At 39.1% G+C, this 14,076-nt stretch carries 17 protein-coding genes; 11 read left to right on the forward strand and 6 right to left on the reverse strand.

The window, feature by feature from the left end:
- Positions 1-23: 23 nt before the first annotated feature.
- Positions 24-1,277 carry a helix-turn-helix domain-containing protein gene (locus B3D98_RS02405; RefSeq protein WP_288580214.1) on the reverse strand — a complete coding sequence of 418 codons (1,254 nt, stop codon included), beginning with the start codon at positions 1,275-1,277 and terminating at the stop codon, positions 24-26.
- Between the two features lie 121 nt (positions 1,278-1,398).
- Here B3D98_RS02405 and B3D98_RS02410 point away from each other — a divergent pair, with 121 nt between their 5' ends.
- A complete protein-coding gene (locus B3D98_RS02410; RefSeq protein ID WP_288580216.1) occupies positions 1,399-2,694 on the forward strand; it encodes an MFS transporter in 1,296 nt (431 codons plus the stop codon).
- Between the two features lie 746 nt (positions 2,695-3,440).
- Here B3D98_RS02410 and B3D98_RS02415 read toward each other — a convergent pair.
- From B3D98_RS02415 to B3D98_RS02430, 4 genes are all read right to left on the reverse strand, one after another.
- Positions 3,441-4,157 (reverse strand): LutC/YkgG family protein, encoded by a 717-nt coding sequence (locus tag B3D98_RS02415; protein ID WP_066038257.1) that lies wholly within the window; start codon positions 4,155-4,157, stop codon positions 3,441-3,443.
- Positions 4,157-5,584: a LutB/LldF family L-lactate oxidation iron-sulfur protein gene (locus tag B3D98_RS02420; RefSeq protein WP_288580222.1), complete on the reverse strand. Its 1,428-nt coding sequence runs from the start codon at positions 5,582-5,584 to the stop codon at positions 4,157-4,159. Before B3D98_RS02420 ends, B3D98_RS02415 begins: the two co-directional genes overlap by 1 nt.
- A gap of 15 nt (positions 5,585-5,599) precedes the next feature.
- The gene (locus B3D98_RS02425; protein ID WP_115673934.1) at positions 5,600-6,316 is read right to left on the reverse strand and encodes a (Fe-S)-binding protein; all 717 of its coding nucleotides are present in this window, start codon (positions 6,314-6,316) and stop codon (positions 5,600-5,602) included.
- A 139-nt stretch (positions 6,317-6,455) separates the two neighbouring features.
- Entirely contained in the window at positions 6,456-7,187 is a 732-nt protein-coding gene (locus B3D98_RS02430; protein WP_288580226.1) for a FadR/GntR family transcriptional regulator, read from the reverse strand.
- A gap of 512 nt (positions 7,188-7,699) precedes the next feature.
- On the opposite strand from B3D98_RS02430, the gene B3D98_RS02435 reads away from it, so the two are divergent.
- From B3D98_RS02435 to B3D98_RS02445, 3 genes are read left to right on the forward strand one after another with little or no spacing between them, the layout of a single operon-like run.
- On the forward strand, positions 7,700-8,410 hold the full coding sequence (locus B3D98_RS02435) for a cytochrome c biogenesis CcdA family protein (protein ID WP_016995208.1): 711 nt from the start codon (positions 7,700-7,702) through the stop codon (positions 8,408-8,410).
- 34 nt (positions 8,411-8,444) lie between these two features.
- Entirely contained in the window at positions 8,445-8,831 is a 387-nt protein-coding gene (locus B3D98_RS02440) for a response regulator (protein ID WP_004229473.1), read from the forward strand.
- Between the two features lie 25 nt (positions 8,832-8,856).
- Entirely contained in the window at positions 8,857-9,351 is a 495-nt protein-coding gene (locus B3D98_RS02445) for a CcdC family protein (RefSeq protein WP_004229470.1), read from the forward strand.
- Positions 9,352-10,045: 694 nt separating this feature from the next.
- Here the strand turns inward: B3D98_RS02445 and B3D98_RS02450 are convergent.
- On the reverse strand, positions 10,046-10,474 hold the full coding sequence (locus B3D98_RS02450; protein ID WP_004229468.1) for a DUF2621 domain-containing protein: 429 nt from the start codon (positions 10,472-10,474) through the stop codon (positions 10,046-10,048).
- A gap of 121 nt (positions 10,475-10,595) precedes the next feature.
- Between B3D98_RS02450 and B3D98_RS02455 the strand changes: the two genes are divergently transcribed.
- From B3D98_RS02455 to B3D98_RS02485, 7 genes are all read left to right on the forward strand, one after another.
- Positions 10,596-10,811, forward strand: a complete 216-nt coding sequence (locus B3D98_RS02455; protein WP_004229465.1) for a DUF1659 domain-containing protein — start codon at positions 10,596-10,598, stop codon at positions 10,809-10,811.
- Positions 10,812-10,825: 14 nt separating this feature from the next.
- On the forward strand, positions 10,826-11,050 hold the full coding sequence (locus tag B3D98_RS02460) for a DUF2922 domain-containing protein (protein ID WP_066037397.1): 225 nt from the start codon (positions 10,826-10,828) through the stop codon (positions 11,048-11,050).
- Positions 11,051-11,115: 65 nt separating this feature from the next.
- Positions 11,116-11,238 carry a YvrJ family protein gene (locus B3D98_RS02465; RefSeq protein WP_004229459.1) on the forward strand — a complete coding sequence of 41 codons (123 nt, stop codon included), beginning with the start codon at positions 11,116-11,118 and terminating at the stop codon, positions 11,236-11,238.
- A 104-nt stretch (positions 11,239-11,342) separates the two neighbouring features.
- A complete protein-coding gene (locus B3D98_RS02470) occupies positions 11,343-11,951 on the forward strand; it encodes an SCO family protein (protein ID WP_288580249.1) in 609 nt (202 codons plus the stop codon).
- A gap of 115 nt (positions 11,952-12,066) precedes the next feature.
- A complete protein-coding gene (locus B3D98_RS02475; protein WP_081011064.1) occupies positions 12,067-12,582 on the forward strand; it encodes an RNA polymerase sigma factor in 516 nt (171 codons plus the stop codon).
- On the forward strand, positions 12,575-13,456 hold the full coding sequence (locus B3D98_RS02480) for a hypothetical protein (RefSeq protein WP_288580254.1): 882 nt from the start codon (positions 12,575-12,577) through the stop codon (positions 13,454-13,456). The genes B3D98_RS02475 and B3D98_RS02480 overlap by 8 nt, the downstream gene beginning before the upstream one ends.
- A gap of 63 nt (positions 13,457-13,519) precedes the next feature.
- Positions 13,520-14,056, forward strand: a complete 537-nt coding sequence (locus tag B3D98_RS02485; protein WP_103117819.1) for a DUF1572 family protein — start codon at positions 13,520-13,522, stop codon at positions 14,054-14,056.
- The last annotated feature ends 20 nt before the right edge of the window (positions 14,057-14,076 follow it).

Raw genomic sequence — 14,076 nt, forward strand, 5'->3', positions numbered from 1 at the left:
GTTAGACTGGTGGTTCTGATTAATTAATTTATGGAATCAATCTGTGCCTTAATCGTTCGATAGACTTCCTCAATTTTTCGTTTATAGGGCAAATCCACTAAATCCAGTGAATCTGTATAGGCCATTTTTGCAATTTCATAGGCTGTTGTTAGCTCACCAAAATGTGCATAGCAAAGGGCTTTATAGGAAAAGCATTCATTTAAGCTTAAAATATCATATGGATGATTAATATAGATCGGTCTGTGTTTATACTGTTCGAATGCAGCCTTCGCCTCCTCATATTGTCCAAGTAAATATAAGGATTTTCCTTTTTCAGCATAGTAAAAGTTTGGATCTAGCTTGTCTAAATAATCATCGTGTCTAAGCTGATAAAAACGTTCTATTTCCATCAGAGCCTGCTCATAATTATTGCTGTAATTATTACAATAATGTGCCTTCAATACAAAAATAAAAGCATCAACCTCAACACGTTCAGCAAATGCCTGATATTGCTCCAGTTTCATAAACATATGATTGGTTTGTTCAAAATCACGATCAATCATGGCACAATAGGCACCAATTCTGTACATATTATCAATCTGATAGAACAATTGGTTTTTATGAGCATTGGCAATCGTCTCTTGAATTAATTTTTTCCCTTCCTCATGCTCACCAATTGCAAGTTGGAAAATACTTGTATAATAAGTCATTAATAAGGCATCACGAGAATCGAGCTGATAGTCCTCTTGTTCGATAATTTCCTTTGCCTGTAAGATACGATCGTACGCCAATGTATATTGACGTTTTGCTGCTAAAATAGCCATCTCGAGGATAAAGGTTTTGAACCAATGGCTGAGTAAATTAATTTCCTTAAAAATAGTGCGGGCTTGCTGAAGCGGGACTTCCCATGTTGTTAATCCAGCTTCATACTGGGCATCTGCGTAAATATACAATAAACGGCCAGCTTCATAACTTTGAGGCAGGCCCTCCACAGACTGCTTAATTAAATCGACAATTTCTTGATGATGATGAGCATCACCACGTTTTACTTCTGCAAATAAACTTTCCACCTGCTCTAATAGCTGGCGTATGGAGGATGGGGTTACTTCTTCCAGTAATTCACTAGCTTTTACACCTAAACGTTCAGCAATATAGTCAAGGCTTTCCATAGAAGGCTTAGCCTTATCATTTTCTATTTGGCTTAACATTCCTTTAGTTAGACGATCACCGGCAAGTGCCTCTAATGTTAATTTTTGTTCTTTCCTTAATTTGCGAATTCGTGTGCCTAAAGAGTCCACTGCCTCGCCTCCTTTTGTTTAATTATATTAAACTTTCGCTTGCATGAAAAGAGGGAGCTGTGGTATATTTTGTTTAACATAATTAAACTTTTTAATTTAGTTAAATAATGGAGGGATTTAGATGAATGAAGCGGAAAAATTAAAAAAGGCGACCTATCACTTATGGACGTTCACGGCGAGTAAAATGATTGCCATGTTAGGTGCAAACGTCATGGCATTCGGTATTAGCTTGTATATTTTAGCGATGACTGGGTCGGCAATGAGCTTCGCTACCAATATGATTTGTTCAGTATTACCACGCGCACTTGTGGCACCCTTAGCAGGCTATGTCGCAGATAATTTTTCAAAAAAACGTACAATATTAATAGCACAGGCAGGAACCATTTTGACAGTAGGGGGATTACTGCTTTATACAGAAACAGTAGGAATGTCCGTTTATGCTATATACATAGCTACTGTTTTTAATACGATTTGCTCAGCCTTTTCTGGTGTAACGTTTTCATCAGCAATTGCCACACTTGTCAATCCAGAGAGATTACAACGTGCGATGTCATTTAACCAAATGTCAATGTCCGTAGCTGCAATTGGAGGACCAGTCATTGGTGGTATGATGTATGGATTTTTTAATATGGATGTATTTTTAATGGTGAATATGGTGGCCTATGCGATTGCCTTTTGTTTAGAGGCAACAATGGATTTTAACCTTTATAGTACAAGAGGGGAAGATACGAAAAAAGAAAAGATGTGGGAAGGGCTGAAAAGTGGTTTTCATTATATCAAGCAACGTAACGTCATTAAGACCATTATGTGGGTGGCATTGTGGATCAACCTATTCTTTTCTGCCATTGCTGTTGGAGGAACGTACATCATTATTGAATTGCTAAAAGTAGAATCCACACACTTTGGCTTTATTGAAGCGTCTGGTGCATTAGGTATGCTCTTAGCATCCCTTTATTTCGCAACAAGATCTGAAGTAAAGGTCCCTTTACGCTTTTCGAAAATCAGCTTATTACTATTGGCGGGAAGTGTTGGCTTAGCAGTCATCCCTTTAGTTACTGATTTTTCCTATATGGCTATTGTGATCTTCTATCTCATCATTTACTTTATTTTCGCAATTTTCGAAATGGGGATTAATATGCCCATCGGGGTGTATATGCAAAAAATCATTGCGGAAGAGTACCGTGGGCGTGTTTTTGGGCTAATGGAGACGATGGCGATGTCCATGATGCCGATTGGTATGGTAGTCTATGGCATGTTATATGATACATTACCAGCAACTATTATTTTACCAGTAACGAGTGTCATTATTATTATCATTTCACTTGTGATGCTACGCTCATCTATTTTAAAAGAGGCACATCCAGAGTATTATGAAAAAGCAGCTCTCCCAGAAGGTGTTGCGAACACAACAACTTAAAATAACGAGGCTGGGACAGAACTCGATTATATTGAAAAACAATAAAAATGGATATTAGCTTTTTCACTTTAAGAAGTTAAATATGCCTTCCTAAATCAAAAAAATGTTAGACTAATTATATCTTGGTCTAACATTTTTTCTTTTTGTCCCAGCCTCGTTCTTAGTGTTGAAAAACAAAACATTCAATTGAAAGGTAGAAATGGATTTCCGTTGCAGGCTACTTGCTTTCCTGTGGGCGAGCGCCGAATCGCTTCCTCCGCTACGGCTCCGTGCAGTGTTTCGCCTGTCTCGCTATCCCACGGGAGTCAAGTAGCCTTCCACTTCAACCCACTAACTTTTTAGCAAAGGTTTTCAAATAAAGTGAAGGTCTTCACTACCCATTTTATGGAGGGCTTTTGACACTCATTACTTCTTCGCAATGAAATTAAGAGTCTATCCTTTCTCTAATCATACAAATAATAGGCTAATTTGATTACTACGGCTAGCTAGTATGAAAGATAAGGAAAAGCATCTTTTGCAGAATGGTTGATTGGAGTGGAGCCAGCGTCACTCCTAGGGGATTGAGCGTCACAGAGGAGACCCTGGAGCGAACGGAAGTGAGTGAAGCGGCTCATCGGACGCCCCCTGGAAAGGACGCTGGCGGAACGGAAATCAACCCCTCACCTTGCAAAGTTGCTTTTTCTGCAGTTGACATCATCTTTTTCAACAACAAGAACAGGCATGCGGTGAAATGCATGCCTGTTCTTTTACTGATCATCAATAACAATATAGGTTGCTTGAATAGGGCCATGGACACCAACGATAAGAATCATTTCGATATCGGCTGAGTTACTTGGTCCCGTAACAAAGTTGATACAGGAAGCAATTTTTTCACCCTGACGGATTTTTTCACTAATCCAACGAGCTGCCTGTGTCATACGAGGCACAATTGTACTTTTAGGAATGATAATGATCGACTTTTCAGGTAAAAAGCTAATGCTTCTCCCTCTATCTTTGCTACTAAAAAGCACGGCAGTTCCCGATTCTGCTAACGTCATTTCACTAATTGTCACGCCAATATTTGCTTTTTCAGCTTGACGGATATTTTCCTCAGGTTGCTGTGAATCCCATTCATAAAGCTGAATATTGGCTTGTGGCCATTGTTCGTTCATAAGTGCGGATAACCCGTAGTCCTGGAACCGTTTATCCTTCCATGTAATAACAGACTGACCTCCATACTTGTCAACAACGTCCTGTAAATCCTCTGGAAGTGTGGCAGTATTAGAAATGACAATATTGGTATGGATGTTGGCACACTGCTTAATTAATATTTCCACCAATTCATCCTTTGTCGCATCTTTGAGCACACGATCTTGTGGCTGATACTGCCAAGTTGGTCGTGGTAGTTCTGTCTTAGGCGAACGTCCGAGCTGCTTCGCAATATTTGCTAAAAAGGTTTCTCGACGCTGAATCATACCAGTCATTATTGCCCGCCTCCTTTTGTACGATGCTTCATCCAGTCTCTAAAGCTGTCTTTACTTGGTGCAGGGAAATCCCTTGCCTCAGTCCATGCTTTTAATGGGCCTGGACCATTAGAAATAGTCTTGTTTTTGATAAATGGAGACATGGCAGGTGCAGCCATTTTTGTCGCCATTTTATAAAGGGTAGGGGAGGAAGCCCCTAGACCAAATGCCTTCATTAAAAGCTTTTCAGAGATAGGTGCCTTGCCCTCATTTTCAACAATAACCTGACGATGGCGATGAATGAGCTGATGTAATGGAATTTTAACAGGGCATGCATCTGTACAAGCACCGCACAATGTAGAAGCATAGGGCAGTTCTTTAAAATCATCGTAGCCTCCTAAAAGTGGAGAGAGCACAACACCTACAGGTCCAGAGTAGATAGAGCCATACGTATGCCCACCAACATGACGATAGACAGGGCAAGCATTAACACAGGCAGCACAGCGAATGCATTGTAAAATAGGCTGGAATTCACTACCTAAAATAGCCGAGCGTCCATTATCAACAATAACTAAATGAAATTCCTCTGGTCCATCCGTATCCTCTTCGTCCTTTACGCCTGTTAACGTTGTAATATAGCTCGTTAGCTTTTGACCGACAGCACTTCTTGTTAATAAACTAACAAGGACCTCCATTTCTTCAAATGTAGGAACTATTCTTTCCATTCCCATAACTGTAATTTGTGTTTTTGGTAGCGCTGTTACTAAATCAGCATTCCCCTCATTCGTAACGAGTGTAATCGATCCACTTTCAGCAATAGCAAAATTACAGCCTGTAATACCAATATCGGCTGTTAAATATTCCTGTCTTAATTTTTCACGTACATAAAGGGCAAGTTCCTCTGGTTTTTCTGTTTGACTGTAGCCTTGTTTTTCCTTAAAAACATCTCGAATTTGCTCCTTATTTTTATGCAAGGCTGGCGCCACAATATGCGAAGGGGGCTCGTGATCTGCCACCTGCAAAATATATTCACCTAGGTCTGTCTCAATCACTTCACAACCAAGCGCTTCTAAAGCCGTATTTAAGTTAATTTCTTCTGTTACCATTGATTTGGATTTCACAATTTTTGCCGCATTTTTCTTTTTAGCAATGCTTTGAATATAGTCGGTTGCTTCCTGTGCAGTTTGCGCAAAGAACACATGCCCACCTCGTTTGGCAACATTTTCACTTAAATGATAAAGGTAATAATCAAGATTTGCTAAAACATGCTTGCGAATTTCCTCTCCATGAGAACGCCATTCTTCCCAATGTCCTAATTCCTCTGCTTGTTGAAGGCGACGTGTTTGAAAACGTTCTTGGGCACTCGAAACCGCACGACGCATAAACTGATTATCTAGCTCTTTCGTGACACGTTGTTGAAACCGATCATCACTTGTTTTCATGGCCATGTTTATTTCCCCCTTTTATCGGCAATTTAACACTTCTGCAATATGCATCACTTTAATTGGCTTACCCTGACGTTGAATGCGGCCACCGATATTCAATAAGCAGCCTGCGTCAGCTCCTATCAAAATGTCAGCGCCTGTTTCTTCCACATTCAGTACTTTTTCATTGACCATTTCTCCAGAAATATTGCCCATTTTAACTGAAAATGTACCACCAAATCCGCAGCATCGATCCTTACCAGGGAGATCCACATAATGCAAGCCCTTGACGTTCTTTAATAATTGGAAGGGTGCCTCTGTTACACCAAGTAATCTTGTCATATGGCATGACGTATGATAAGTAGCTTTACCTTCTAGATACGCTCCAACATCTTCTATCTTTAATACGTTGACAATAAACTCTGTGAATTCATAGGTTTTAGCTGCTAATGCTTGCGCTTTTGGCTCCCATATGGGGTCTCCTTTAAAAACTTCTGGATATTCCTTCAACATATAAGCGCAGGAACCAGAGGGAGAGACTACATATTCAGCATGCTCAAAGGCTGTGATCATTTTTTTCATCGCATTTTTCGATTCTTCGACATAGCCGCTATTGTAAGCAGGCTGTCCACAGCAAATTTGATCCTCTGGAAAGTCGATGTCACAGCCAAGTCTTTCTAATACTTCAACAACTGCTTTTCCCACATCCCCTTGAAACATATCCACTAAGCAAGTGGCGAATAGTGTGACTTTCATATTCATCGCTCCTTTTGTAAACAACTGGTCATCTGATGACTTGTCAATAATTTAATCTTACAACAAATTTGAAAAAGTGAAAACGTTTTTTTATGAATTTTCAGAAAAGAAAAACTACCTAGCTTGTACTAGGTAGTTTTTAGTGTGAATTGGATTCTGCTGTTTCGAAATATTGTAATAGCACTTTTTCAACGTTGCTTAAATGAGATGCCATTGCATGTTTGGCTAGCTCTTCGTTTTGCTGTTTAATCGCGAGGAAAATCTGCATATGTTCATCATATAATTGTTCGCTCGTTGTTTTTTGTGAATACAACCAAATTCGCCGTGTCTCTTTCATCGTTTCGATCATTAAACCAGAAATTTGATCTAAAATTGTAGTGAGTAGGGGGTTTTGAGAGGCATTGGAAATAGCTTCATGAAATTGATAATCTGCTTTTTCACCAAGCTCGCCATCACCATGTGCCTGCTTCATATCCTCTAAAATTTGTACCATTGCCTGAATATCCTGATCTGTACGTTGGAGGGCTGCACGTCCTGCTGCTCCCACTTCAATAATTTTGCGCACTTCTAGTAAATGAGCAATATCCTGTTTATTCGTTAACATAGCGGTGGATAAAGGAAAGTCAAGCTGATGGGCTGGGACACTTTTGACAAACGTTCCAGAGCCTTGTTTGATTTCAATCAATCCCATTGCTTTTAATGCAGATAATGCCTCCCGTACAGCGGAACGACTCACTTGTAATTGCTCGGCAAGCTGCTCAACTGAGTCAAGCCGATCACCTGGCTTTAGGACACCAGCTCGTATTTTTTCATGCAAGACTTCTGATACTTCTTCATAGATCTTTTTTGGTCTAATCTTTCTTAATTCCAAGGGCTACACCTCTTTTTTTCGCTCATTTGCTATCATCATTATACATGAAAATAAGTCATTTACTCATGGTTTACCATGAACACTTTGTGTAGAGTAGAGGAATGTCGAGATTTAAAGAAAAAATAATGAAACATATAAACATATAATAAGGTCATCTGATGACTGTATTTCCAGATGATTTAAAAGATGAGTATAAAATAAATAGTTTCTTACTATAACATGAGCGTGATAGTGTCTATGAAAATCAGAAGCTTCTTTCAACATTAATGACAAGTAATCGACACTGTCAAGAAAAAGGTAGAAAAATTAGCTATACTCTTTTTGAAAAAGGTGGAAGATTGGCGGATTTTGTTGACAGAAAATCAACAGGGGCGCATAATGCAGAAGTAGCTTGGTGGGACTTCTCAAAAATCTCATCATTTTGCCATGAAACGTTCACAAACTAGAAGGGCGCTTTTTATTTTGTTTTTTGGTACGATGGATGCAGTAACTGTAAGGAGCGAATAAAAAATATGGGATCTGATATTAACGTATTTTTAGCTTTTGGTGCAGGGTTCTTAAGTTTTATTTCACCATGTACTCTTCCACTATATCCAGCATTTTTATCGTACATAACGGGTATGACATTAGATGAGCTAAAATCAGAAAAAGGTATGCTACAAAAACGTGCCATTTTCCACACACTATTCTTTTTACTAGGCTTTTCCATTATCTTTATCATTATTGGACTAAGTGCTTCATATGCAGCAGAATTCTTCCTAAATTATCAAACATTATTACGACAGGTTGGGGCTATTTTAATCGTCGTATTCGGTCTAATGATTGTCGGATTATTGCAGATAGACTTCTTAATGAAGGATCGAAAGTTCCAATTTAAAAATAGACCATCTGGCTATTTTGGGTCTGTCTTAATTGGTATTGCCTTTGCGGCAGGCTGGACACCATGTACAGGACCAATCCTTGCATCGATTATCATGTTAGCAAGTACAAACCCAGGTGCGGGCTTTAGCTATATGTTTGCGTATTATTTAGGATTCGCCATTCCATTCTTCGTGCTATCTTTCTTCATTTCACGAATGACTTGGATTCGTACACACAGCCAGAAAATTGTAAAAATCGGCGGTTACATCATGATTGCCGTTGGGATTTTATTATTCTTTGATGGCTTAACGTATATTACACGCGTTTTACAGCCTATTTTCGGTGGATTTACAGGGTTTTAATTTGTTAAACTAAAGAGGCATACCGAACTTTAACGTGGAGGGAGATGAACATGTGCCTACAGTTTTAGTAGTAGATGATACGCTATTTATGCGTGTTGCAATCAGTAATATGTTTACAGAATGGGGCTATGAGGTAGTCGGTAAGGCAGTAAATGGTAAGGAAGCTGTGGCGATGTATCGTGAGTTACAACCAGATTTAGTCACAATGGATGTAACGATGCCCGTTATGACAGGTATTGCAGCCGTAAAAAAAATCATCCCAGAATTTCCAGATGCAAAAATCATTATGGTAACAGCATTAGGGCAGCAAAAATTAATCGTAGAAGCGATTGAGAGTGGGGCAAAGGATTTTATTACAAAGCCTTTCGAGCCAGAACGATTAAAGGCTGTTGCTGATCAATTACTTGGACAAAATTGTTAATTAGACATTAGAGGAGGATTTTTTTATGTTAAGCAGCATCCCTTCTCACTATTATGTTATAGGGTCGACCATTATGGCCATTCTTATGGGGAGCTTTGTGATGGTCATACGAATGAGAGCTTCCAAAATGCCGACAAATGAGAAGAAAATTATTATTCCACCAATAGCGATGTCCTCAGGTGCACTGATGTTTTTATTCGAGCAATTCCGTGTACCACCGATGCAAATCTTAGAGGCGGCAGCTGTAGGAATGGTATTCTCGACAATATTAATTGCTACTTCTAAATTTGAAGTAAAGGGTCGAGATATTTATTTAAAACGTTCAAAAGCATTCGCTTTTATATTAATCGGATTGTTAATATTCCGAGTGGTGGCGAAAATGATTTTAAGTAGCTCCATCGATGTCGGTGAATTAGCAGGTATGTTCTGGATATTAGCCTTTGCCATGTTGGTACCTTGGCGTATCGCAATGCTAATCCAGTTTAAACGCGTCAAAAAAACAATTCCAAAACTACACTAGTGCTGAAGCTAGTGTAGTTTTTTTATGCATTTAAGCGCTGGAGGAACTGGATAGCCTCATAAAAGTGGCGGATAAAGCAGCAAAGCATGGATAGAAGTCCAAAAAAAGAGGATACAGCTAGCAAAGTGCAGGATAGCATCTTAAAAGTAGCGGATAAAAACTCAAAAGTAGAGGATAGAGCAGCAAAGCGCGGATAGAGGTCCAAATGAAGAGGATAAAGCTAGCAAAGTGGAGGATAGCTTCATAAAAGTAGCGGATAGAGCAGCAAAGCGCGGTTAGAAGTCCAAAAAAAGAGGATAAAGCTAGCAAAGTGCAGGATAACTTCTTAAAAGTGGCGGATAAAAACTCAAAAGTAGAGGATAGAGCAGCAAAGCGCGGTTAGAAGTCCAAAAAAAGAGGATAAAGCTAGGAAAGTGCCGGATAGCCTCATAAAAGTAGCGGATAGAACCTCAAAAGTAGAGGATAGAGCAGCAAAGCGCGGCTAGAGGTCCAAAAAAAGAGGATAAAGCTAGGAAAGTGCCGGATAGCCTCATAAAGGAGGCGGATAGAACCACAAAAGTAGAGGATAGAGCAGTAATGCGCGGTTAGAAGTCCAACTAAAGAGGATAAAGCTAGGAAAGTGCAGGATAGCTTCTTAGGACAATAATCCCATAGCTAAGTAAAAACGCTGCACAAAGATTTGTGCAACGTTTACTCATTCGAATAGATGTTCGTAGGGGGAGATGTCAATTTGCATTTGCTCTAATTTTTTGCGTAAAAATTTGTGATCGCGTTTTGGTGTTGCTTGGATATAGCCGCGAATAATGAGGTCATTGTTAATGGCAGCTGCTTTTTCTTCTAATGCGAGCTCACCAATTTTTCCTGCAATTTTTTCCTTCGCCACTTGTCTAAAAAGCTCAGGGACGGGGCTTACGAGTTCATAGAGTAATTCTTTTTCAGCTTGTCCCCACAAGTGAACGGTTTTATCTAAATAATATTCTTGCCAATCTAAATCTGATTTTCCATCCTGCTTTGGGAGTGCCTTTAAAAATTTGCGGAACATGAAGAATCCGCCAATAGCCATCAATGAAATGAGGACGACAACCCAAAATAAAATAAACCATAAAAACCAACCTTGTAACAAATCGTTCACCTCTTTGCCTTCTCTCACTCTATTATAAAAGCTTCCGAAAAAAAATTCATCCTTAATGTCCCTTTTTTAGCAATTCGCCTTTATATAGTGTGCAGAAGGGAGGTGATGCTACATGGCTAATGTTAACTTTGTAAATGCTACACTGCGTCTCAAGTATGTGGATGGCTATGATGAGAACAATGAGCCTACGTTCACCACGAAATCGTATCGAAATATTAACAACACACATAGCGCGGACGATTTGTTAGCTGTTGCTTATGCTATTGCTAGTCTTTCATCACAATCACTGGCTGGCATTGCGAAACAGGAAACACACGATTTATCTTAAGGAGGGATCACAGAATGACACAAGTTCTAGAATTGCAATTTGCCACAACTGATGGGAAAACGACAACCCTTTCGATTGATGCACCGAAGCCGAATATCACGGTGACTGACATTCAGCAGGCAATGGGAACGATTATGGCTAAAAATGTTTTTACTGGGCAAGGTGGTGCACTGTCAGCCATCAAGGGAGCTCGTATTGTAGATCGTCAAGTCACAGAATTTGAAGTAGTAACAGAATAATTCAACAATGGTCTTTGCTACGAGAAGTGCAAAGACCATTTTTAACGTGAGAGAGGAGGAGAAGGATGGAACAGTGGTTGAACATGATATCCGATATCGGTTTTCCGATTTTAGTGTCATTTTATTTATTACACCGCGTCGAAGTAAAGCTTGATGCGATTCATGCTGCACTCGTTTCATTAAAATGAAATGGATTTCACAAAGATGTACGAAAGCTGTCACTTAGAAGTTCTTGTCAACGCTTACAACCTACGTTAGGATGGGGATAGTGTAGGTTAGGGAGAGTGTTGACATGAAACGTAAATTAATAGGGCTAGTGCTGCTGTTAGCCTGTGCATCTGTGCTAGGCGCATGTGGAAACTTAAAATTTAAAGCAGATTATAGTCTAGAAATACCCGATTTTGAACATGTTAATCAACGTGGTGAAACGGTTTCGCTTGAAAGCTTAAAAGGTAAGCCTTGGATTGGTATGTATATTTTCACAAACTGTGTGTCCATCTGCCCGCCCATGTCATTAAACATGGCACAAGTCCAAGAAAAGCTTCAGAAAAAAGGAGTAGAGGACTATAACATCGTTGCCTTTTCAGTAGATCCAGATGTTGATCAACCCGATGTGTTAGCGGATTATCTTAGTAAATACAATGTTCCAGATGAATCTAAATGGAACCTTCTTACAGGGTATTCACAGAAATATATCGAACAATTTGCGGTGAAAAATACAAAGATTTTAGTGAAAAACGACCCTAACAGTGACCAAGTCATTCATGGCAATCAATTTTTCTTAGTCGATAAAGATGGTGTCCTCGTCAAAATGTATAATGGCTATGCTGAAAACATTGAAGATGTACCGATTGATACGATAGCTTCTGATATCGAAACATATATTGATGAAAATTTATAAAGTAACAGTAAACCGTCTCAAATGGTTGAGGCGGTTTTTTTATGTATTTTTCTATCTGGAAAAATAATCTTTTTCTGGTTGTGAGTCGTTTATAGTGTAGAAGGAGGATGATGGCGTGTCTGATCATGAAAATTTCGAGCAGTTAATGGCTATACATACGGAGCAATTGTTTCGAATTGCTTATTACTATACAAAGGATTTACAAATAGCCGAGGATATTGTACAGGATGTGTTTATTAAGTTCTATCATCAAAAACAATATGAGGAACGAGGAGAAATGAAGGCATACTTAGCCCGCATGACAATCAATAAATGCAAAGATTATTTAAAAAGCTGGGCATACAGAAAAATAACATTTCAGCATAAATTTTTTACTAAACAAAAATCAACATTGCCGGACACACTGATTCGTCAAGATGAACAAGCACTGTTAGATGATGCCATTTTAAGCTTACCTCTCAAACCACGAGAAGCAATTGTCTATTTTTACTTGGAGGAGATGACGATTAAAGAGATTGCGGAGCTACTTGCGATTCCTGAAGGTACTGTGAAATCACGTTTAAAGAAAGGAAAGGAGCTATTAAAAATAGAGTTACAACATATTGAATGGGAGGTGCTTTTCCATGGATAAGCATACAATGCAGGTACTACAAGATGTTTCAGCACATAAGGAAGCCATTATTCATAAGGTTCGACAACAAATTCAGCAAGAGCCTGTTATGCCCAAGCCAAGATGGACATATCGTGCCGTTACGATAATGATTACCTGCTCTATTTTATTATTCATTGCCTGGCAAGCTGCAAAACCGATGGATGAGCTGGTGACACAGGATGAAGGAGAAACACCTACATTCACGGATTTATTTCAAACAGAAGTGGAGGGAAAAGCCACAGCATACAGTAATTTTCTTCCACTTGCTAATTATTTAAGTCAGGCAAAACATATCCAATATTATGCACCACTTCAAGGTTTAGAGGCGATGCAATCAGTAGCAACATCACTGGAGGATGTCGTTCATCTCACTGATCCTGAAAATTTACCATTTCAACCAAAAATACATGAGGTCTATGCAATTTCAGCAAAAATGGAGGATGGTAGCCAACAAACGCAATTTCAATTTAGCTATAAAGAAAAATCCTCCACTGGGGTGGATTTACAATTTATTAATTTTACCGTGACAAATGTAAAGTATAATCCCTTAGCGAGCTATGTGAAGTCTAAAAATATGGAAGAAACTTTAGGGATGAAAGTTTCGAATATAGGCTTAAATTTTATGAATCCCCTGTTTTATCGGGAGATGTCACCAGAACGAGGTTATGTATATACTTATTATAATTATGATGAGACGGATAAGCGAATCTTTCAAATGACTACTAGAGCCAATGAGTTTTATTCTTACTATAACGGCTATGTCTATCATATCGGGTATCAACTTGATGGAGAACCACAGGAGGTTCAAGAAAAAATGGCGATCCTTGCAAGAGATTTTATTCTTGGCGAATAAGTCATGAGACATTTCAATTGAGCTATAATAGAATGATAGAAAAGAGGGGATGGAGGTTCGACTATGACAATTGCACAAACCTATTTACAAGTTGTTCAGAAAAGATTTCAAAGTGTGAAAGAGCTAGGGGATAAAACACTTGCCCAAATGGAAGAGGCACAATTGCACTGGGCATACAATGAAGAATCCAATAGTATTGCAGTGATTGTAAAGCATATAAGTGGAAATATGGTTTCCCGCTGGTCAGATTTTTTAACGACAGATGGAGAAAAGCCAACGAGAAATCGAGATGATGAGTTTGAGGATAGTCTTCACACCAAAGAAGCAATCATCTCAGCTTGGGACAAGGGGTGGCAAGTGTTATTAGAGGCCTTGGCGAGTTTAACAGAATCCGATTTACAGGGACATGTCACGATTAGAGGGGAGCGGCTAGCAGTCATTGATGCTATTGAAAGACAAATGGCACACTATGCACAGCACGTCGGTCAAATCATTTATATCGCCAAATTGGTAAAAGGCTCTGATTGGCAAACACTCAGTATTCCTAAAGGACAGTCACAAGCTTTTACTGAAGCCATGCTAGATAAACATCAACGCTAAAGAAGAAAGATCGTAGCCAA

The sequence above is a fragment of the Lysinibacillus sp. UBA5994 genome, assembly GCF_002429725.1.
Classification (GTDB): domain Bacteria; phylum Bacillota; class Bacilli; order Bacillales_A; family Planococcaceae; genus Lysinibacillus; species Lysinibacillus capsici.